The following is a 20,041-nucleotide window of genomic DNA, read 5'->3' as shown; positions in this document are numbered from 1 at the left end:
AAGGGCAAGGCCAAGTAGAATCATACTCATTGAAGTATGGTTTTATTTGGCCTTTTATTTTTAAAAAATTTTAAGGAGAGATGAACATGGATTACAAAGAAATGGCAAAATCAATCATTATGGCGGTTGGTGGAAAAAATAACGTGACCCATCATTATCATTGTGCAACAAGATTGCGGTTGAATATCAATGATTTGAACAAAGTGGATTATGAAAAGCTGGATTCTATTTCTGGTGTATCTGGTGTTGTGACAAAATCGGATCAAGTCCAGATTATTATTGGAGATGAAGTTCGATACGTTTACCCGTTTGTCGAAGAGATGATTCCCTTAGAAGATGCTGATTTGATTCCCTCAAAGAAGACAAATAAGAAGAAGGGGCTATCATCAGCTATGGAAGCAATGGCTGGGATTTTTGCTCCCATTATTCCGATCATTGCAGGAGCGGGACTTTTAAAAACGTTTCTAACGATATGTACACAGTTGCATTGGCTATCGGATGCATCAGATACGTATCAGATATTATATATTGCTGCAGATACAGTATTCACATTTATTCCGATATTAATCGCTTATAGTGCTGCAAAAGCAATGAAGACAAACATTATGCTAGCCTTGACAATTACTGCAGCGTTGTTTTATCCAACCATTTTGAACGCTATAAGTGCAGGTACTGAGTATATGTATTTTCTTGGGATTCCAGTGAAGATAGTTGATTCTTCTTCAACAGTTATTCCTATCCTATTGGCTGTTTTTGTCCTAAAATACGTCTACAGCTTTGTTGATCGTTTGATGCCAAAAGCACTGAAAATGTTTTTCACATCATTTATTGTATTGCTTATCATGATTCCATTAACGTTGATTTTGTTTGCACCATTAGGTTCTTATTTCGGTGTGATCTTAATGAAGGGTCTGACGGTTCTGATCAACTCATCAAAATTGATTTCAGGAGCGATTATTGGAGCATTTTGGATTCCGTTAGTTGTTACAGGAATGCATCATGGAGTGATTCCATTACTGTTCCAAGAAATTGCATCAACAGGTTCTACTATTTTAATGCCTGCTACAAATATGGCTAATGTCGCATTAGCAGCATCAGTGGTTGGAGTATTAGTTCGCTCTAAAAACATGAAAATGAAGACCATTGCTGCGGCTGCAACACCTTCTGGATTGATGGGAATCACTGAGCCTGGTATTTATGGTGTTATGATTAAATATAAGAGCGCTTTGATTGGAACAATGGTAGGTGGTGCAGTGGGTGGTGCATACATTGTCATGACCGACGCTGTTCAATATTTCTTTGGAGGATTGGGCGTTTTCACTCCATTAATGAATTTAGGAAATCCTAAATTTTTCCAACATGTTATCGCAACGGTTTTATCTTTTGCTGTCTCATTTATTATTGTGGCATTAACGTTTAAGGAATCACAAGATGATATCGTCGAAAAAGATGAAAACAATAAATTTGAAGGAGCTAAAAAGCAATTTGTGAAGTCACCACTTTCTGGTCAAATAATCCCTTTAATAGATGTTGAAGATGAAGTTTTTAGTTCAGGAGCTATGGGACAAGGTATTGCTATTGAACCTAATGAAGGAAAAATTTATGCGCCTTTCGATGGAAGAGTAAGTGCGATTACTCCAACAAAACATGCAATTGGCTTAACTTCAGAATCAGGTGTAGAGGTTTTGATTCACGTAGGTATGGATACTGTAAATTTACAAGGTAAATATTTCCATATTACTAAGAATGAAGGTGAACGCTTTAATAAAGGTGAAGTGCTATTAGAGTTTGATATAGCTAAAATTCGGGAAGCTGGATATCCAGTAACAACACCTGTTATTGTTACAAATTACAAGAACTATGACACTGTTCAAATAAATGATAGTGTTAAAAATATTGATAAAACAGCGACTATTTTTGAAATAAATTAAGAGGAGAATTGAACGCATGAAAAAAAAGACATTCCAAAAAGATTTTTTATGGGGAGGAGCCATTGCTGCTTGTCAAGCTGAAGGTGGATTTGATCAAGGTGGACGAGGATGGTCACCGATGGATATGATCGAATATGAATCAGGCAAAGATGCTCAAAAAATTAATTTATTAGATTTTTACACAACTGAAAAAATGAACGAAGGAAAAGACTTATCAAATGGAAAATTTTATCCGAAGCGTATTGGGATAGACTTTTATCACAACTATAAAGAGGACATTAAGCTATTCGCAGAAATGGGCTTTAAGGTTTTTAGAACTTCTATTAGCTGGTCAAGAATTTTTCCGTTGGGAACAGAAGAAGAACCTAATGAGGAAGGCTTGCAATTTTATGATGATGTCATCAATGAATTGTTAAAATATGATATTCAACCATTGATCACTATTTGTCATGGAGAAATACCACTCGGATTAATGGAACAATATAGAGGATTCTATGATAGAGAAGTCATTGATCACTATATAAAATATGTCAAGGTTCTATTTGAACGCTTTGGCGATCGAGTAAAATATTGGATTACTTTCAATGAACAAAATGGAATGACAACTGTGACGCCCTTAGCTGCAGGAGTGCTAAAAGATAAAGTAGATAATATGTTTGAAGCGGGATATCAGGCAGCACACAATGTCTTCGTAGCTAACAGTTTAGCGATCAAGGCAGGCAAAGAGATGATTCCTGATGCAAAAATTGGATGTATGATTGCTGGATTCACAGTTTATCCAGCAACCTGTAATCCGAATGATATTATGAAAGCTCTGACAGATACACAATTGGAAAATTATTTTTATGGAGATGTGATGGTAAGAGGATATTATCCATCATTTATCAAACGATATTTAGAAAAAAATAATATTATGCTCAATATTGGCGAAAATGATTTAGAGTTGATTAGACAGTATACATCTGATTTCTTGGCATTGAGCTATTATTGTTCATCTGTTACGAGTGCTAATGCAGAGAGTTTAGAATTGACTTCGGGAAATCTGATGTCCGGGGGAAAAAATCCTTATTTACAAACTTCTGATTGGGGATGGCAAATCGATCCAGTCGGTTTGAGATATGTTTTAAATAGCTTATACGATCGGTATCAAATCCCATTATTCATTGTAGAAAATGGGTTGGGATACAACGATGAATTAACTGCAGATGAGAAAATACATGATAACTATCGTATTGATTATATGACTAAGCATTTGTTAGAGGTAGAAAATGCGATTGATGATGGTGTAGAGATTATGGGCTATACTTCTTGGGGGCCTATTGATATCATCAGCATGGGAACGAATGAAATGACTAAGCGTTATGGATTTATCTATGTTGACCAAGATAACTTTGGGAAAGGATCAAAGCGACGCTTGAAAAAAGATAGTTTTGATTGGTACAAAGAAGTGATAAAGACAAATGGAAAATCGCTAAATAGCGGCAAATAGAATATCATTGCACATCTTCTTCTGTTACGGATTTGCATATTGAAATCGAGTGAAGGATTCTTTCTAAGTATTTTTTGTTAGTAAATGTATAAATAAATGGGGCTGAGATTTCAGATAATAGCTGAAATCTTAGCCCTTTTTTGATAATTAGAATCCCTTATTCGCGAAATTCTATTGCCATTCGGATTGATAATTTCCTTTGAGATCATAGACATAATTGATCTCGGTTCGATTACGAATCCCATTTAAACCAACGGTCCAAGTCCATTCGCCTTGGAAGCCGTTTAAAATGACGATGCTGACGCCAGGAACATAGTAATCTAGCTGAGCTGCTCGCGCCTCAGAATCCTTGATGATCTTGGGAATGACGCCCCAGTCGATGGCATCAAAGGCAATGGTATCTTCCATCGAAAGCTCGATCGTATCGTCGTCTTTTTTCCATTTGGTCAACAGATTTTCTGGGTAATACCAATACTCGTCTTGTAGGCCTGTGTTTGGATTGATCACTCGCGCAACTGCATAAATGCCGCTTTTTAGCGGGACATTGCGGATGTGAAAACTATAGCTGACCAGTTGCAGCTCTTTGTCCTTGAATGAAGATTGATTTGGCAGCGCCGCCATAATTTCTTTGGCACTGGTTTCTTCTCGAAAGAGTTGGCGGTCTACAGGTAAAAAGGTGGAAACTACGCCAATACAAAAGAGAATCGCTGGCAGCAAGAGCAATGAGAATAACCAGTAAAATGGCGATTTTTTGTGTTTTTTGAGGCCGATGATCAGACCGATCAAAAAGACCAGCAGGATCCCTGCTACCCAAAAGTAGGGGAACAAACGAATGATCTGGTGCCTGGTTTCAACGACTTGGTATTCATTCAGACCAAACCAATTTTCCGCGATGGTGAGGTTATTTAAAACAATGATTCCGCCAATAATACCTAGAATAAATAAGAAAATCAATAGCAAAAGCATCCGACCGAGTATCCGACGTATCAGCGAGGGTCTAGTAGGTGGGGTCATGAGTCACGTCCTTTTTATATTTTCGAAAATAGTAGGTTAAATACAAGAGTAGTACAACTGGTGTTTTTTTTCAATGATTGTAGACAAAAAAACTACATCCACAGATGCGACCTCAAAAAGTTAGACCAAAAATCTAACTTTTTTGGGGTCAGCACACCGCAGATGCAGGTTTTATTTTCATTTAGTCGAGTGTTTGTTGGCGGGCGATAGCTGGAAAGAATTTTAGGCTATACAATGCGCTGATCCCAACTAGAATATAAATGACGCGGGCAATGATCGACGTGCTGCCGCCGGTGATCGCTGCGACAAGGTCAAACTCGAAGGCGCCGACCAGCAGCCAATTGATCCCACCGATGATCAATAGTGTCAGTGCGATCCCATCAAATGTTTTTAACATAGGAAACTCCTCTCTAGTTGTCGCCCCATCAACTTTCATCGTCGGTGATGGTGACATCTTTTTCTTTCTCGCCTTCTTGATTGCGATCATTATAGATATAGACATGGCGAACGATTTTAATCAGCGGGCGAATGGTCAAAAAGACACCGCCGATCAAATAGGCGATCGTTCCGTAAATCGCAGGTAAGCTAGTTAATGAAACGATACTCCCGAAAATATAAAACAAGCCCGTCAAAATATCATTCGTAAGTGAGATCAACATGTAGCGATTTTGAAAGTAGATGCGAAAGCGACTTGCCTTGATGATCACATCTTCTTCTTTTCCAGGATCGAATTGATGTTCACTCCGTTTGATTTTTGGCATAGGTGCCATCACTGCTCCTTTATTTGTGCTAAGGTTTCAAGACAACTTTGATGTTCTTGTCTTCTTTTTTGTCAAAAATCTCATACGCTTTGGCAGCATCTGCTAAAGGCATCGTGTGGGTGATGATCTGTGACGGGTCAAACAAACCGTCCGCGATCATATCATAAATTTTTGGCATCAAATGGATCACAGGTGCTTGCCCGTGTTTGACATCAATGTTGCGCATAAAGAATTCTTGCAATGGATAAGAAGAAGCAGGTGTCATGTAAACGCCAGTGATTTGGACGGTACCAAATTTTTTGACTGCCTTGGCGGCCATCTGGATCGGTGAGATTGTTCCACTTTGCAAGCTGACTAGATTTTTGGCTTTTTCTTTGACGGGTTCTAAACCATCCATCCCAACACAGTCGATGATCACATCAGCGCCACCTTTGGTCAGCTCATACAATTCATCGGCACTGGTAGCCAGATCATCCAATTGGAATGTTTCGACTTGATTGTAGCTGCTGGCTTTTTCTAAGCGATGAGCAACAGGGTCCACGGCAATCACCCGCTTAGCGCCTGCCATCACAGCAAATTTTTGCGCAAACAAGCCAACTGGTCCTGAGCCTAAGACGATCACGGTATCATCTTTTTTGACGCCGGCATTTTGGACGCTCCAATATGCTGTAGGTAAGATGTCAGATAAAAACAATACTTTTTCATCAGGGATCGTTGATTCAGGTACGATAAACGAGGTGAAATCTGCGAACGGTACGCGCAAGAATTCGGCTTGACCGCCCCAGTGGTTGCCGTTCATTTTTCCAAAACCGAATAAGCCGCCATACAATGTATCTTCTGAAGAATTGTCGCATTGACTTTCCATCTCATTTTGACAAAAGTGGCAGTGACCGCAACCGATATTGAAAGGGATGACGACGCGGTCGCCTTTTTTTAGTTTCTGTATTTGACTGCCGACTTCTTCGACAATACCCATTGGTTCGTGACCAACGACATAGCCTTCTTCCAAAACCGAGCCGCCATGGTGGTAAAGGTGGAGATCAGAGCCGCAGATTGCAGTTGCGGTGATTCGGATGATCGCATCCGTCGGTTCTAAAATCGTTGGATCTTCTACACGGCGAACGTCCATTTTTTGATTTCCTTGCCAGGTTACTGCTTGCATCATTTTTCCTCCTTGTTTGTTCAGATAAGTTCGGACAATCACTAATTTTTCCAACAACATGTTTTTACTTTTCAGTAACAGATAAGTTAATTCTGCAAGGATTTTAACGATTTGACAACGAAAACGCTCAAAACGGTTGATTAGGATTTTTCTTCATCAATGGTTTAAAAAAAGAAAAACAGATGATTTGCTAAAAAAGTGAAAGCGTGACACTATTAAAGTGAAGCATGCATGCGTTACGAGTATCTAACGGAACCTGCATCAACCAGTGACAAGAAATGAGGAGGGATGATCATGGATCTAACGATTCGAGGAAAAGCTTCCTGCACCAATTGCAATGAAAACTTTGATGGGAAGCTAGTCGTTCATTTACAAGAAGACAGCGAGGGGCAATTAACCATGGTACCACCGTTGGAAACGAATGAATTGGCAGAAGATGAAATCGCTATTCATTATACTTACGGGGAAGTGAAGGAAGCCATCGAAGGAACCTTCGTATGTCCAAACTGTCAGACAGAAAATGAGGTTCGGATTGAAATTCCGACCGAGCTATTAGATGGCTCAATGAATTGAATGAATAATTAAATTGAAAAAGCTCTCTGTTCCTTGAACAGGGAGCTTTCGTTATTTATTGGTCATTGGTTTATTTTGTTCCATCAATGATTTGGACATTGAAGTCTCGTAAGATGTCGAGTCCTTGCGACTCGTGATTTTTACCGGCGACTAATGTTTTATTGATGGTGAAATCAGCGTCAGGAAAGGCGCTTTGGATCTCGATCGTATTGGAAAGGACGCAGATGTTGGTTTCAACACCGGTGATTTCGATTTTCTTTTCTTCTTCAGGCTTAAATAGATTTTTCTTGATGTCGATCAAGACTTCAGGTGGAATACTGTAATAGTATTTCTTGACGACTTTTTCATTTTCGAGAGGCTTAAGTTCTGGGATAAGCTGCAGGGCAGCGGCTTCTTCATCAGGCGTTCCTTTGACTTCGATTGGGATGTCGCGGGTGTGTAAGATGTACTCCCCATTCGCCCGCGCTTGTTCTAGGCGCTTGGCGATTCGTTTGACGAGAGCGGCGCTATCTGGCACATACGCTTCGTTCTCTTCATCGAGAATTTGGTTTTGCATATCGACAATGACTAGCATGTGGTTACTCCCTTTCTATAAACATCGTTTTTCAAATGATCTAACGAGAGGTTGAAAAATAGGTGCTATTTCTATGATGCCCCACTTTTTTTAAATTTTCAAAGAAAACGCTCTTCTTATCGTGAAACGGTAAAAATGTTATTTTTTTATTCGAATAACGATGCTTTTTGTTTGCTGAAAAGAAGAAGTAGTGATAGCTTTTAAATAGTACATTAAAAATAAATGAAAGTAGGTTAGGTTAAATGAGAAAGTTATTTTATATGGGGACTTTGCTTTTTTCAGTTGGTGTACTGGCGGCAGGATGTGGCAATAGTGAAACCGCTGATTCCTCGGGGAATGAGTCAGCAGATGGCAAAACGACGTTGGATTTTTGGTCCTTCTGGGGGTCTGGTGCAAGACAAGAAGTAATTGAAGAAATTATTGATGATTTTAATGCGTCACAAGATAAAATCGAGGTCAAATACAGCTACCAGCCTTGGGGCGATATTTGGACAAAATCACTGTCGTCGATCACTGCTGGTAATCCGCCTGATGTTATTGTACAAGATATTAATTCTGTTGCTCAGCGGGCAGAAGCGCAGCAAGCAACAAATTTAAGCGAGTATATCGAAGAAGGCTTTTCTGATGAATTTTATCCGCAATTATGGGATACGGTGGAGTATGAAGGGGATGCGTATGCTGTTCCTTTCAATACAGATACGCAAGTGATTTTCTACAACAAGACACTCTTTAAAGAGGCAGGTATCAGTGAAGAGCAACTGCCCCAAACGTGGGAGGAGTTAGAAACAGTTGCTCGTAAATTAGATGTCAAAAACGGTGATGACTTTGAGCGGATCGGTTTTTACCCATTGTGGAATTTAGGCGCCGATGTGTGGGCCTTGAATGCCGACGATGGCGTCAGCTGGTTTGACAAGGATGAGAACGTCAAAATCGATACAGACAACAAAGTGGAAGCGTTGGAATGGATCTTAGACTGGCAAGAGTATTATGGTCAAGATACCATCAATCGGTTAGAAGCTGAATTTGGTTCAGGTGTTGCCGATCCATTCATTTCTGGATTAGTGGCGATGCGTGCGCAAAACATCAACTACTACTCAAGTTTAGCGGAAAATGCACCGGATGACTTTGAATTTGGGGTCATTCAAATTCCTGAAAAAGAAAGTGGTTCTGGTCACTGGTCATGGGGTGGCGGGTTCGTCTTAGAAGTGCCATACGGAGCCAAAGATCCTGAAGCGTCCTATGAGTTTATCAAATACTTGTCGACACCAGAAGTTCAAGAGAAATTTGGTGAGAAAAGCTTTGATATCATGGCGAATCGAACAGCCAACGAAAACTTGGTCAACAACGACAATCTAGATGAAAACGGCCAAATGATCTACCAAATGGCGGATGAAAACTTTGCCAATACGGTGATCACGCCTGTGCCATTGACAGCGCCTGACTTCAGCAGTCTTGTCAATGAACAGATCGACCAAATCATGCTGGGCAGCAAAACACCGGCTGAAGGGTTGGCAGATGCGCAAAAAGCGGTGGAAGATCTCGTTGAGCAAAACAAATAAATTTCAAAACGAGCGTTTTTAAAAAAGAAGGAAAGTCCAGTCGGTTAGCGGACTGGGCTTTGCTTTCTGCTTTGCGAAGCGGACGTGATTTCTTGAATAAACAATGAGTAAAAATAGAATGGAGTGGAAGGAATGCCAAAGAAGCGTTCAAAAAGTAAACGGCAAGAAGCTCTTTGGGGCTACTTCTTCGTAGCACCATTTTTGCTTGGGTTCGTGATCTTTATGTTAGGGCCCATGCTGTTTTCCTTCGTAGGAAGCTTTACCGATTACAATCTGACTTCAAAAATGAATTTTATCGGCTTTAAGAACTTTACCCGCATGTTTACGCAAGATACCCTGTTTTGGAAATCTCTTTATAACACGGCGTATTTTGTACTCTTCAATGTTCCCTTAACAACGTTATTCAGTGTTTTTCTAGCCACTTTACTGAATCAAAAAATCCGCGGAATCAGTTTTTTCCGAACGACCTTTTACTTACCAGCGATCCTTTCAGGGGTTGCCGTCTACGTCTTATGGATGCAATTATTATCTCCTTCCGCAGGATTGATCAATACCTTCTTGAGCTGGTTCAATATCAAAGGTCCGGCATGGCTGTTTGATCCAGAATGGACGAAACCAGCGTTGATTTTGATGAAGATTTGGAGTTCAGGGGGCGCTATGCTCTTGTATCTAGCTACTTTGCAAAATATTTCGCCGACGCTGTACGAATCGGCTGAGATCGATGGAGCGGGGGTTTGGGCGAAATTCAAAAATATTACGATTCCTTTGATCACGCCGATCATCTTCTATGATGTGATTACTTCAACGATCGGTTCTTTTCAAATTTTCCAAGAAGCATACGTGATGACCAAAAATGGTACCGGCGGTCCTGCAAATTCGCTGCTCTTCTATAATTTGCATATGTGGAACAAAGCCTTCGTCGCCTTTGATATGGGCTATGCGATGGCCATGTCGATGATCTTGTTCTTGATCGTCTTAGTCTTGACCTTTATCAATCTCAAGCTGGCACCACGCTGGGTTCACTATACCGGAGGTGGCAGCTAATGGAAATGACGACAAAAACACGAAGCAAATCAAGCCAACAGCGAGTCAAAAAAATCATCAGCTATGTGGTGATGTCGATCATCGGGATCGTGCTGCTGATTCCGTTGCTGTGGATGGTCTTTACGTCATTGAAACCGATGGAGGAGATCGTGCGCTACCCGCCGACCTTTTTCCCAGAAGAAATCAATCTTGGCAATTACTTGGAGACTATCAACGCCTTTCCATTTTGGCAGTATGCAAAAAATACGTTATTCATTACCGTCTTAGTGGTCTTCGGGAATGTCTTATCAAATTCCTTCATTGCCTACGGGTTTGCAAAATTGGCCTTTCCAGGAAAAAATCTGATCTTTGCCCTCGTCTTGTCTACGATGATGATTCCTGGCTTTGTGACGATGATCCCGCAATATGTTTTGTTTTCCAAAATCGGCTGGGTCGGCACCTATCTGCCGCTGATCGTTCCAGCGTTTTTCGGCAACGCCTTTAACATTTTCTTGATGCGGCAGTTTTACTTGTCCGTCAACAATGAATTGATCGAAGCCGCTAAGATCGATGGCGCCAATCATCTTTATATTTGGAGCCATCTAATGATCCCATTGACGAAACCCGCGCTGATCACGATTGCCATCAACTCCTTCAATGGGGCGTGGAATGATTTCTTAGGACCATTACTGTATATTCAAAACCAAGAAAAGTACACGCTGCAGATTGGCCTGCAAGTCTTCCAAAACCAATCAACGACCCAGTGGAACTACTTGATGGCAGGAGCAACGCTTGTGCTATTGCCGACGATCTTGCTGTTCTTCCTCGCACAACGCTACTTTATTGAGGGAATGGATCTGACGGGAGGTTCCAAAGGATGAGAACAAAAGTTACCCCGCAACGCTTGAACCAAGCGCTGTTGACTGGCATCAACTGGCTTCCGCATTTACTGGTTTTACAAGGCATGTGGCTGTTGTATTCCTTGCCTTTGATCACCAGTACCACCGCTAGTCGAGCATTGATCGAGACGTTGACGGAACTGCGTAACGATGGCTTGGAGGCAAGCAGTAAAGCTCGTTTTCAGCAGGTATTTCATCAACAGTGGACAACAAGAAAAGGGCAAGACCGTTTGCTCAGTCTATTCTTCCTGCTGCTTTTAGCGGACAGCTTTATCTTTAGCCGTTTGCAGCACCCGCTGTTTCAGATCGCTAGTTACGCGTTAGCGTTCACCTTTGGCTTGTTTTGCTTGGTCTTACTTTATCAAACGAGGCTGCTTCACACCTATCCGCAGCAGCCCAGCTCATTGTTTTATAGTTTTTATCAGTTTGCTCGTTCACCCAAACGAGTACTGGCGCATCTTTTAGCAACAGTGACGCTTGTCTTGACCTTTTTGCTGTTTGGCCCAGTCTACTTATTGGTCTTAGGAATAAGCACCTTGTATTTGGTCAATGTCGTGCTCTGTGACCAAGCGCTCAAATAGAAAACAAACGGGTATCCCGAAACTTCCTTAGTGAAAAGCTAAGGAGTTTCGGTTTTTTTGTGAAAAGAAGGTTGACAGGGTCAAAAATTATGCCTATGCTGAATGTAAATTTAGTAAACAGTAAACAGATGAGGTGCAGCTATGGCAAGTATGAGAGATATCGCGAAATTAGCCGGGGTGTCGGTAGCAAGTGTTTCTAGAATCCTTAACAATGATGAAACCTTCAGTATCAATGAACACACGCGGCAACGAGTCATTGAGATCGCCAACCAAATGAATTATTCAAAAGAAAAAAATCAACCCCATTCCCGTGAAGTCGGTGACCAAAACACGATTGCCATCATTACCCGCCACGATCGAGAGTCGGAAAGAAACGATCCGTATTTTATGATGATCCGCAATGGGATCGAAAAGGAAGCGGCGAAGTGGCGCTTAAAAACGATTCGGGCCTTTTCCATGCGGGAGCCTCAAAAAGATTTGGCACAATTGGCGAAGTATGGCGCAGTCATTATTATTGGAGAGATGACCAGCGATGCTTTGGCAGAGATCAGTCAGCAAAATGCCAATATTATCCTGGTGGATAATTATAGTGAAGCACCCAGCTACGATTGCATCCAAACCGATTTTGCCCAAAAGACTCACCAGATCCTCACGTTGTTAAAAGAGAAGGGCCATGAGAATATTGCCTTTGTGGGCGGTGTTGCCAGCCGAGTGACGATTTCTGGCGAAGTCGTTTACGATGAACAAGAGATTCGAGCAGAAAATTATCGCCAATGGATGCTGCTCAATAAATTGGAAAAGTTCACAACCGTGCTGCAGGGGAAATGGTCACCAGAGACTGGTTTGCATTTTGGTCAGCAGATCGCGCAAATGAATCCTCGCCCCACAGCGATCGTCGTTGCCAGCGATCCTATGGCTGTCGGGGTTTACAAGGCACTCGCTGAAGCGGGGCTATCGATTCCTAAAGATGTGTCAGTCGTTAGTTTTGATGATATCGAAATGGCGCAATTTATGACGCCCGCATTGTCTTCCGTCAAGATGAAAGCTGAAGAGATGGGGCAAATGAGTGTCGAATTAGCGAAAAATAAAATCCTTGGGGTGCGGACGATGCCTGTTCGCGTCGTTTGTGGCAGTGAATTGATCATTAGAGAATCGATTGCCGAAAAAGATCAGTGACGTCTGATCTTTTTTTATTTTAGGGGTTGTGTAAACATTAACTAAACAAATATACTGATTGTAGTAAACGTTTACAGTCGAAAATAAAGGAGAAAACGAAATGAAGTTTATTGATAAATTAGCCGAAAAGATGGTGCCTTTTGCTCAGATCATTGCCAACAACAAATACTTGTTAAGTCTGCGTGATGGGTTTATGGTCGCTTTTCCTGCAACAATGTTTGCGTCAATTATGATTATTATTCAAAATCTGCCTGCTACTTTCGGACTCTCGGAAAAACTTCCAGAGGGATTCATCACGTTTCTAAACGACTTTTTTGGTCCTATCGGAAATGCGACCATGAGTATCACCGCTATTTTCGTTGTTTTTGGGATCGGCTATCAGTTGGCTGGCAAGTATGGACAAGCCAAATTATTTGCAGGTGCCATCTCACTGTCTTCGTTTTTGATGTTGCTGCCTTTTGGCTCATCCGAAGAGTTAGGTACAGTGATCCCCTTGTCGAAATTAGGGGCTGAGGGAATGTTTGTCGGAATCATCACGGCCATTATCGCTACGCAGATCTATTGCAAAATCAGTGCGGCTGGGCTGACGATCAAAATGCCAGATTCGGTTCCGCCAATGATCGCAGAATCCTTTGTCGCCATCATTCCTGGGGCGGCACCGTTGTTCCTTTTCAATTTGATCCGCTACTTGTTCACCTTTACTTCATGGGGCAATGCCGTTGATTTCGTTTATGAGATTCTGCAAAAACCATTGATGGGCTTAGGCGGTACGTTGCCAGCAGTACTGATCGCCGTCTTGTTCACCCAATTCTTCTGGTGGTTTGGGATTCACGGGACACTAGTGGTCAATGCGGTGATCGATCCAATCATGAATGCGTTAGCGATCGAAAACTATGAAGCCTACAAAGCGGGAGCTGAACAACTGCCCCATATCATTAACACTACGTTTATGGGCGTGTTCGTCAATCAAGGAATGCAGCTGGGGATCTCGATTACGATGGCATTCTTTATCGCTCGTTCGATTCGGATGAAAAAATTAATGAAGACGGTGATCGCTCCATCTGTTTTCAACGTATCTGAACCGATGACCTTTGGTTTGCCGATCGTCTTGAACCCGATCGCTTTTGTCCCATGGATCTTAGCGCCATTAGCCAGTACGACGATTTCTTACTTTGCGATCGCCGCAGGCTTGGTGCCACGACCAATCGGAGCAACGGTGGTTTGGACGACCCCTGTTTTCTTATCTGGTTGGTTAGGCACGGGTTCTGTTGCCGGCGCAATCTTACAGTTAGTGACGGTTGCCGTAATGACCTTGATTTGGGTGCCATTCTTGATCGTAATGGATCGCGGGTACTTGAAAGAAGAAAAAGCGGAAGCGGCATTAAATGAACAAGCGACATCTGAAACGATCAATCAAAGGGTAGAAGAAAGATAAGCCCAGAAACGGAAAGGAATGCAATAGCGCACCCTTTAGAAAGGAATTTGTGATGAGAACCGATACATTGTCTTGCAGTTATCAAATGAATACCACACCTACGGACTTTTCCCGTGTTTTATTGGCGGAACAAGAGAAATTCTTTCTAGCCAAACAAGCCCAAGAACCGTTCGGGGAAGGCTGCCGTATTGAAACGATGATCCAAACCAAAACCGCCCCACGGTTGGTACCTGCCGTCATGACGGTCAAAAAAATTGCCGCGGATGAGCTGTGGCTTCGTACGACCCATGAAGAAGGAGTGATCGATCAACGGTACAGTTTTGCTCCAGGACGAAAAGGGAAGCTGCAAGTCACGTATTCGGAACAAAGCCGTTTTGCGCAGCAGAAAACAACCTACAGTTTTATGCTGGCGGCGCTGTTTTACAAATTCTTTTTCAATCGCGGCGTCAAAAAACGCTTGCGTTATCTTGAAGCAGCTTGTCAACGAGCAGGGACAAATGAAAAAAATGGGGAAAATTGAGGATAGCAATGATAGAAATTAGGAATGAACAACTCTTTCACTTATACAATGAAAAAATCAGTTATATCATAAATGTGTTACCAAATCAGCAACTGGGTCATGTCTATTTTGGGCCATCTCTAGGCACACTGGCGCCGTTTGATCAAGCGTACCTTGAGAAAAAAGAGAATAAATCGGCAGGAACCGTCAAATTTTTTGAAGCAGACAATCTTTTTACTTTGGCGGACCGTTTTCAAGAATTGCCAACGTATGGGACTTCTGATTTTCGAGAAGGGGCAGTGTCAGTTTTTGAGGAAGAAACCCCTCTTTATGTTGATTTTAAACTTGTGGCTTTTCACTGTTTTGAGGGCAAAGAACGAAAGCTGGCGCAACCAGCCAGCTTTGCTTCTGCCGATGAAAGCCAAAGCATCGTCTTTGAATTAGTAGATCAAGAGCGACAGCTGGAAATGGCGCTCACCTATACGATCTTCAAAGGATCAGGAACCATCACGCGGCAGCAAACACTGACCAATACGGGGAGCAAGCCGAGAACCATCCAGCGCTTTTTGAGTGGTGTCTTGGAGCTGAAAAATCGCGATTTTGAACTGCTGCATCTTTCAGGCGCATGGCTGAAAGAACGGCACATCAAGACGGTCCCTTTGACCCAAGGGACGATCAGTGTCGGCTCGTTAAAAGGAGCGTCTGGTCATCAGCACAATCCTTTTGTCGCCTTAAAAGAACAGCAAGCCACCAATGACACTGGTCACGTCTATGGTGCCAACCTGATTTATTCGGGCAACTTTTTGGCGCAAGCGGAAATGGATGAATGGGACAACGTTCGATTGATGTTGGGGATACATCCTGAGCATTTCAGCTGGCAGCTTTCACAAGGAGAAACTTTTGAAGCCCCAGAATGCCTCTTCACCTTCACCGCTGCTGGTCTGAATGGCTTGAGTCAAGAATCCGCCCAATTTATCGAAAAGCATGTGATTGCCCCTTATTGGCAAAAGCGTCAGCGGCCGATCGTCTTTAATAACTGGGAAGCGACTTATTTTGATTTTAATGAAGAAAAGCTGTTGACCTTAGCCCAAGAAAGCAAGGCGTTAGGGATGGAGTGCTTTGTGCTGGATGATGGTTGGTTTGGAAAACGCAACGACGACCGCAGTTCATTAGGCGATTGGGTGGCGGACCCTGCCAAATTTCCAAAAGGAATCGGGTCTTTTGCTGAGAAAATTCATGCCATGCAGCTGCAACTGGGGATTTGGTTTGAACCAGAAATGGTTTCGCCAGATAGTCAGTTGTACCAAGAGCATCCTGAGTGGGTAGTCAAGCATCCTTATGAGCGGATCTCTGTGGGGCGCGGGCAATACGTGTTGGATTTTGCCAATCCAGCAGTGGTCGAGGCGATTTTCGAAGCGATGCAAAAAGTGATCCTTGAAACCAAGCTAGATTACATCAAATGGGATATGAACCGCAATATCACGGAAGCTTACTCTCCCTATTTAGCGGAACAGGGAATTTCTCAGACGGAGTTTTATCATCGCTACATTTTAGGTCTTTATCGCTTATATGAAAAAATCTTAGCTGCGTTTCCGACCCTTTTGATCGAAGGCTGTGCTGGCGGCGGGGGCAGATACGATTTAGGGATCTTATTTTACAGTCCGCAGATTTGGCCTAGTGATGATAGTGATGCAGTGGAACGTTTAGCCATCCAAAGCGGAACGTTGTTAGGGTATCCTTTGTCCTCCTTCAGCAATCACGTGTCGGCGGCACCAAACCACCAAGTCGGCCGGGCAACGTCTTTAGCCTTTCGGCAAACCGTCGCAATGTTTGGGCCTTTGGGGTATGAACTCGATCTCTTTCACTTGTCTGAAACCGAAAAGCAGGCGATCAAATCCCAAATCGTCTTTTATAAAAAACAGCGGCAATTGCTGACCTTTGGCACTTTTTACCAGTTGCAGCAGTTGGACCATGCCAATGAAACGACTTGGGCAGTGTATGATCCGCAAAACGAAGAAGCATTGATTGCTTTCTTTCGCGTGTTGGCACAAGCCAATCCGACGGCGGAAGACTTTTTGCCCGCAGCCTTTCTTAATGCCCAACAGGTGTATCAGGTCAATGGCGAAACTGTCTCTGGTCAGCTGTTAAGGCAATTAGGGTTGCGTAAACCCTATCAGTTTAATGCCGTCAACCATGGAACAGCGCAAGTCACTGGCGATTTTCAATCATTTGTCTACCAGTTACAAGCCAAAAAAGGAGTAGAATCATGAGCAATCAATTGTTTGATCAGCAGTTTATGCATGGCGGGGATTACAACCCCGATCAATGGCTGGCTTATCCAGAAATTTTGCAAAAGGATCTTGCTTATATGCAGCAAGCCCATGTCAATACCGTCACATTAGGGGTGTTTGCTTGGAGTGCCTTAGAGCCGCAAGAAGGCGTTTATCAGTTTGACTGGTTGGATCGAGTGTTTGATCAGATCCATGGCATCGGCGGCAAAGTCATTTTGGCCACTCCTAGCGGTGGGCGGCCTCAATGGCTAAGCCAAAAGTATCCTGAAGTCAATCGGACCAACGCCCAAGGGCAAAAACATACCCATGGGTTTCGCCACAATCACTGTTACTCTTCACCGATCTATCGGGAAAAGGTGACGCAAATCAATCAGCAGTTGGCAAAACGTTACGGCAAGCATCCGGCATTAGCCATGTGGCATATCTCCAATGAGTACTCTGGGGAATGCTTTTGCTCCTATTGTCAGGAAAACTGGCGCAGCTGGCTGCAAAAAAAATATGGTGATTTAGCCACGTTGAATCATGCCTGGTGGACTTCTTTTTGGGGCGGTACTTACTCCGATTGGTCGCAGGTTTTACCGCCTTCACCTTTAGGGGAACACAAAGTGCATGGCATGGATCTTGATTGGAAACGATTTGTCACAGATAGGACGATCGATTTTTATTTGCATGAATGTGCGCCGATCCGTCAGCTGACACCGGACATTCCTGTGACGACGAATTTTATGGCGGAAGGACATGCTACCCAAGATTTTATTCCTTTAGAAGGCATTGACTACAGCAAGTTCGCTCGTCATGTGGACATCGTTAGCTGGGATAGTTACCCTGATTGGAACAACAACTTTGAATCCTTGGCAGCGACAGCGATGAAATCCGCCTATGTACATGATCAATACTGGTCATTGAAGAAACAGCCCTTTTTAGTGATGGAATGCACGCCGAGTTTTGTTAACTGGCATTCCTTTAATAAAGCGAAAAAGCCTGGTGTCCATCAGTTGAGTGCCATGCAGCAGATCGCCCACGGCTCAGATAGTACCTTGTATTTTCAATGGCGCCAATCCCGCGGCAATTCAGAAAAATTCCATGGAGCAGTCGTGGGACATGATGATTCCACGGAGAATCGGGTCTTCAAAGAAGTTGCGGCTTACGGCAAGCGCTTGGAAAAAATCAAAGAGATTCAAGGAACCACAAGAAAAAAAGCAGTGGCGATCCTTTTTGACTGGGAAAGCAACTGGGCATTGAAGCGAGGCGGCGGGTTTGGGCGACCAACCAGACGGTATCCGCAAACGTTGCAGGAGCATTATCGTTATTTCTGGGAACAAGACATCGCTGTCGATATTTTGACGCCAGAGCAAGATTTTTCTGACTATCAGTTGGTGATCGCTCCGATGCTTTACTTGATGACCTCAGAGACGATGGCAAAACTTTGCCAGTACACGGAAGCTGGTGGTACCTTGATTTCCAGTTACTTTAGCGGCATGGTCAATGAAACCGACCTGTTGTATCTGGGGGGCTTGCCACAGCCGTTGCGAGCGTTATTAGGCATCAACGTGCTGGAGCTGGAAACTCTTTTTGACACTGAACACAATCAAGTGTTTTTTCAAGGACAGCCCTTTGAAACACGGGACTATTCTGCAATCATCGAAGCCGAAACAGCGGAGGTACTAGGGGAGTATCAAGCAGATTTTTACCAAGGAACCCCTGCGATCACCAAAAATGCCTTTGGTGCCGGCACCGCCTATTATTTGGCGGCTCGCACCAACTATGACTTTTTCGAACAGTTGTATGCCTCTTTGGTCCGTGAGCTGTCCTTGGCAGAGGAAAGGATCGCGCATGCCAATCCTGCAGTCTCGATCCAAGGCAGGATCAGTCCGGAACGATCGTATTTTTTCATCATGAACTTTTCTGAGAAAGAGCAGACACTACACTTGATCAAAGAAGTCGTTGATTTAGAGACCAATCAAGCAGTTCCTCCAACAGCAACCTTGGCGCCGTATGAAGTGCGAGTGGTTTATTTTAACAATTAACTGACCATTGGAAAAAACGTCCCTTTCGACAAATACAGAAAGGGACGTTTTTTTGGTGAATGGTTTATAAGAAATCATTCGGGATCAGATGCTTGGTGCTTTTTCATCCATTGAGGCAATGCGGCACTGATTTGTGTCGGCAACACGACATAGTGCTCTTTTGCCAAGTCTTCGCCAATCAGGCTATGGAGATAGACAGCCGCTTGGATCGTTTCCTCTGTTTTTTCAAACTGTGCCAAAAAGCTGGTGATCATGCCTGCCAGCGTATCCCCCATGCCGCCGGTCGCCATTGCGGGTGTTCCTAGGGGATTTTGGGCGATGCTGCTACCGTAAATTTGCGTGCGATGGCTTTTTAAGACCACCAGACTTCCGAGTTTTTGTTGGGCTTGCTGATTGTTTTCTTCGGTCTGGTCGGCAATTGCCAGTCCGCTGAGCCGTTGCCATTCCATCTGATGCGGCGTGAAGACGACTTGTTCAGGAAAGGGGATGATCAGCGGATATTTGGCAGCCAAATTGATCGCCGAACCATCGATCACCAACCATTGGTGTTCTTTTTGGGCAGAAACGATCCGCTGCAGCAGATCAAAATTGCTTTTTCCTTCTCCTAATCCGGGACCAATCAGTAGGACGTCCGCCGATTCGGTGACCGTATCGATCAGTTCTGTTTGCTGCCAATCGACAAACATCGCTTCAGGCAAGCGGGCGTGCAGGGCGGTTCGGTTGACGCCATCGGAGATCACAGTGGTCAAACCAGTTCCCCCATATACACAGGCTTGCGCCGCCATTAAGATCGCCCCACCGAATTGGCGGTTGCCCCCTACTAAAACGGCCCGGCCAAAGGTACCTTTGTGGCTTTTTGTCGGGCGCTGTTGGATCACTTTGGATAAAATCGCAGAATCAAGTTGCTCCATGCAATGACTCCTTTCGTTAATCAAAATCGAGTTATATTTATTATACCTGTTTCCTAGAAATTTCATAGAAAAGACCCATGGAAAAAGGCGCAATTTTTTTTCCTTTTTTGGTTTAAGAGTGTTATCATAAATAGCG

The 20,041-nt window shown here is 43.2% G+C and carries 18 protein-coding genes; 12 read left to right on the top strand and 6 right to left on the bottom strand.

The window, feature by feature from the left end; translation table 11 throughout:
- Positions 1 to 86: 86 nt before the first annotated feature.
- Together IGI94_RS11130 and IGI94_RS11125 are read left to right on the top strand one after the other, a co-directional pair.
- The gene (locus IGI94_RS11130; protein ID WP_438899762.1) at positions 87 to 1,931 is read left to right on the top strand and encodes a beta-glucoside-specific PTS transporter subunit IIABC; all 1,845 of its coding nucleotides are present in this window, start codon (positions 87 to 89) and stop codon (positions 1,929 to 1,931) included.
- A gap of 16 nt (positions 1,932 to 1,947) precedes the next feature.
- Positions 1,948 to 3,420 carry a glycoside hydrolase family 1 protein gene (locus tag IGI94_RS11125; RefSeq protein ID WP_438899761.1) on the top strand — a complete coding sequence of 491 codons (1,473 nt, stop codon included), beginning with the start codon at positions 1,948 to 1,950 and terminating at the stop codon, positions 3,418 to 3,420.
- A gap of 171 nt (positions 3,421 to 3,591) precedes the next feature.
- On the opposite strand, the gene IGI94_RS11120 is transcribed toward IGI94_RS11125, so the two are convergent.
- The 4 genes from IGI94_RS11120 to IGI94_RS11105 all read right to left on the bottom strand — a co-directional run bounded on the left by IGI94_RS11120 (position 3,592) and on the right by IGI94_RS11105 (position 6,357).
- Positions 3,592 to 4,434, bottom strand: coding sequence for a hypothetical protein (locus IGI94_RS11120; RefSeq protein ID WP_438899760.1), 843 nt, complete (start codon positions 4,432 to 4,434; stop codon positions 3,592 to 3,594).
- 181 nt (positions 4,435 to 4,615) lie between these two features.
- Positions 4,616 to 4,831 carry a DUF378 domain-containing protein gene (locus IGI94_RS11115; RefSeq protein ID WP_008379021.1) on the bottom strand — a complete coding sequence of 72 codons (216 nt, stop codon included), beginning with the start codon at positions 4,829 to 4,831 and terminating at the stop codon, positions 4,616 to 4,618.
- 28 nt (positions 4,832 to 4,859) lie between these two features.
- Entirely contained in the window at positions 4,860 to 5,204 is a 345-nt protein-coding gene (locus IGI94_RS11110) for a YrhK family protein (protein ID WP_008379018.1), read from the bottom strand.
- A 19-nt stretch (positions 5,205 to 5,223) separates the two neighbouring features.
- Positions 5,224 to 6,357, bottom strand: a complete 1,134-nt coding sequence (locus tag IGI94_RS11105) for an alcohol dehydrogenase catalytic domain-containing protein (RefSeq protein WP_086299276.1) — start codon at positions 6,355 to 6,357, stop codon at positions 5,224 to 5,226.
- A gap of 288 nt (positions 6,358 to 6,645) precedes the next feature.
- On the opposite strand from IGI94_RS11105, the gene IGI94_RS11100 reads away from it, so the two are divergent.
- On the top strand, positions 6,646 to 6,930 hold the full coding sequence (locus IGI94_RS11100; protein WP_005234711.1) for a hypothetical protein: 285 nt from the start codon (positions 6,646 to 6,648) through the stop codon (positions 6,928 to 6,930).
- Between the two features lie 70 nt (positions 6,931 to 7,000).
- Here the strand turns inward: IGI94_RS11100 and IGI94_RS11095 are convergent, their stop codons facing one another.
- Positions 7,001 to 7,504, bottom strand: coding sequence for an isochorismatase family cysteine hydrolase (locus IGI94_RS11095; RefSeq protein ID WP_008379012.1), 504 nt, complete (start codon positions 7,502 to 7,504; stop codon positions 7,001 to 7,003).
- A gap of 242 nt (positions 7,505 to 7,746) precedes the next feature.
- Here IGI94_RS11095 and IGI94_RS11090 point away from each other — a divergent pair, with 242 nt between their 5' ends.
- From IGI94_RS11090 to IGI94_RS11050, 9 genes are all read left to right on the top strand, one after another.
- Positions 7,747 to 9,063, top strand: coding sequence for an ABC transporter substrate-binding protein (locus IGI94_RS11090; protein ID WP_008379010.1), 1,317 nt, complete (start codon positions 7,747 to 7,749; stop codon positions 9,061 to 9,063).
- Positions 9,064 to 9,195: 132 nt separating this feature from the next.
- Complete coding sequence (locus IGI94_RS11085; RefSeq protein ID WP_008379008.1) at positions 9,196 to 10,107, top strand: carbohydrate ABC transporter permease; 912 nt, start codon at positions 9,196 to 9,198, stop codon at positions 10,105 to 10,107.
- A complete protein-coding gene (locus IGI94_RS11080; RefSeq protein WP_005225484.1) occupies positions 10,107 to 10,967 on the top strand; it encodes a carbohydrate ABC transporter permease in 861 nt (286 codons plus the stop codon). The genes IGI94_RS11085 and IGI94_RS11080 overlap by 1 nt, the downstream gene beginning before the upstream one ends.
- The gene (locus IGI94_RS11075; protein WP_375856247.1) at positions 10,964 to 11,566 is read left to right on the top strand and encodes a hypothetical protein; all 603 of its coding nucleotides are present in this window, start codon (positions 10,964 to 10,966) and stop codon (positions 11,564 to 11,566) included. The genes IGI94_RS11080 and IGI94_RS11075 overlap by 4 nt, the downstream gene beginning before the upstream one ends.
- 141 nt (positions 11,567 to 11,707) lie before the next feature.
- Complete coding sequence (locus IGI94_RS11070) at positions 11,708 to 12,742, top strand: LacI family DNA-binding transcriptional regulator (protein ID WP_016621049.1); 1,035 nt, start codon at positions 11,708 to 11,710, stop codon at positions 12,740 to 12,742.
- A gap of 100 nt (positions 12,743 to 12,842) precedes the next feature.
- Positions 12,843 to 14,177 carry a PTS sugar transporter subunit IIC gene (locus IGI94_RS11065; protein WP_015509292.1) on the top strand — a complete coding sequence of 445 codons (1,335 nt, stop codon included), beginning with the start codon at positions 12,843 to 12,845 and terminating at the stop codon, positions 14,175 to 14,177.
- Positions 14,178 to 14,229: 52 nt separating this feature from the next.
- A complete protein-coding gene (locus IGI94_RS11060; RefSeq protein ID WP_015509293.1) occupies positions 14,230 to 14,697 on the top strand; it encodes a hypothetical protein in 468 nt (155 codons plus the stop codon).
- Positions 14,698 to 14,705: 8 nt separating this feature from the next.
- Positions 14,706 to 16,946, top strand: coding sequence for an alpha-galactosidase (locus IGI94_RS11055; RefSeq protein ID WP_375856245.1), 2,241 nt, complete (start codon positions 14,706 to 14,708; stop codon positions 16,944 to 16,946).
- The gene (locus IGI94_RS11050) at positions 16,943 to 18,994 is read left to right on the top strand and encodes a beta-galactosidase (protein WP_438899759.1); all 2,052 of its coding nucleotides are present in this window, start codon (positions 16,943 to 16,945) and stop codon (positions 18,992 to 18,994) included. Before IGI94_RS11055 ends, IGI94_RS11050 begins: the two co-directional genes overlap by 4 nt.
- A 74-nt stretch (positions 18,995 to 19,068) precedes the next feature.
- Here IGI94_RS11050 and IGI94_RS11045 read toward each other — a convergent pair whose 3' ends face one another.
- Positions 19,069 to 19,905 (bottom strand): NAD(P)H-hydrate dehydratase, encoded by an 837-nt coding sequence (locus IGI94_RS11045; RefSeq protein ID WP_008378992.1) that lies wholly within the window; start codon positions 19,903 to 19,905, stop codon positions 19,069 to 19,071.
- Positions 19,906 to 20,041 lie beyond the last annotated feature (136 nt).

Origin of the sequence: Enterococcus sp. AZ149 (assembly GCF_051714285.1) — a bacterium.
Lineage (GTDB): Bacteria > Bacillota > Bacilli > Lactobacillales > Enterococcaceae > Enterococcus_D > Enterococcus_D entomosocium.
The sequence above is the reverse complement of the archived record's forward strand: the minus strand, read 5'-3'. Positions and strand labels throughout refer to the sequence as shown.

Coding starts and splice junctions, on each gene's coding strand:
- IGI94_RS11130 (WP_438899762.1), top strand. CDS start 87: ATGGATTACAAAGAAATGGCAAAATCAATCATTATGGCGGTTGGTGGA.
- IGI94_RS11125 (WP_438899761.1), top strand. CDS start 1,948: ATGAAAAAAAAGACATTCCAAAAAGATTTTTTATGGGGAGGAGCCATT.
- IGI94_RS11120 (WP_438899760.1), bottom strand. CDS start 4,434: ATGACCCCACCTACTAGACCCTCGCTGATACGTCGGATACTCGGTCGG.
- IGI94_RS11115 (WP_008379021.1), bottom strand. CDS start 4,831: ATGTTAAAAACATTTGATGGGATCGCACTGACACTATTGATCATCGGT.
- IGI94_RS11110 (WP_008379018.1), bottom strand. CDS start 5,204: ATGGCACCTATGCCAAAAATCAAACGGAGTGAACATCAATTCGATCCT.
- IGI94_RS11105 (WP_086299276.1), bottom strand. CDS start 6,357: ATGCAAGCAGTAACCTGGCAAGGAAATCAAAAAATGGACGTTCGCCGT.
- IGI94_RS11100 (WP_005234711.1), top strand. CDS start 6,646: ATGATCATGGATCTAACGATTCGAGGAAAAGCTTCCTGCACCAATTGC.
- IGI94_RS11095 (WP_008379012.1), bottom strand. CDS start 7,504: ATGCTAGTCATTGTCGATATGCAAAACCAAATTCTCGATGAAGAGAAC.
- IGI94_RS11090 (WP_008379010.1), top strand. CDS start 7,747: ATGAGAAAGTTATTTTATATGGGGACTTTGCTTTTTTCAGTTGGTGTA.
- IGI94_RS11085 (WP_008379008.1), top strand. CDS start 9,196: ATGCCAAAGAAGCGTTCAAAAAGTAAACGGCAAGAAGCTCTTTGGGGC.
- IGI94_RS11080 (WP_005225484.1), top strand. CDS start 10,107: ATGGAAATGACGACAAAAACACGAAGCAAATCAAGCCAACAGCGAGTC.
- IGI94_RS11075 (WP_375856247.1), top strand. CDS start 10,964: ATGAGAACAAAAGTTACCCCGCAACGCTTGAACCAAGCGCTGTTGACT.
- IGI94_RS11070 (WP_016621049.1), top strand. CDS start 11,708: ATGGCAAGTATGAGAGATATCGCGAAATTAGCCGGGGTGTCGGTAGCA.
- IGI94_RS11065 (WP_015509292.1), top strand. CDS start 12,843: ATGAAGTTTATTGATAAATTAGCCGAAAAGATGGTGCCTTTTGCTCAG.
- IGI94_RS11060 (WP_015509293.1), top strand. CDS start 14,230: ATGAGAACCGATACATTGTCTTGCAGTTATCAAATGAATACCACACCT.
- IGI94_RS11055 (WP_375856245.1), top strand. CDS start 14,706: ATGATAGAAATTAGGAATGAACAACTCTTTCACTTATACAATGAAAAA.
- IGI94_RS11050 (WP_438899759.1), top strand. CDS start 16,943: ATGAGCAATCAATTGTTTGATCAGCAGTTTATGCATGGCGGGGATTAC.
- IGI94_RS11045 (WP_008378992.1), bottom strand. CDS start 19,905: ATGGAGCAACTTGATTCTGCGATTTTATCCAAAGTGATCCAACAGCGC.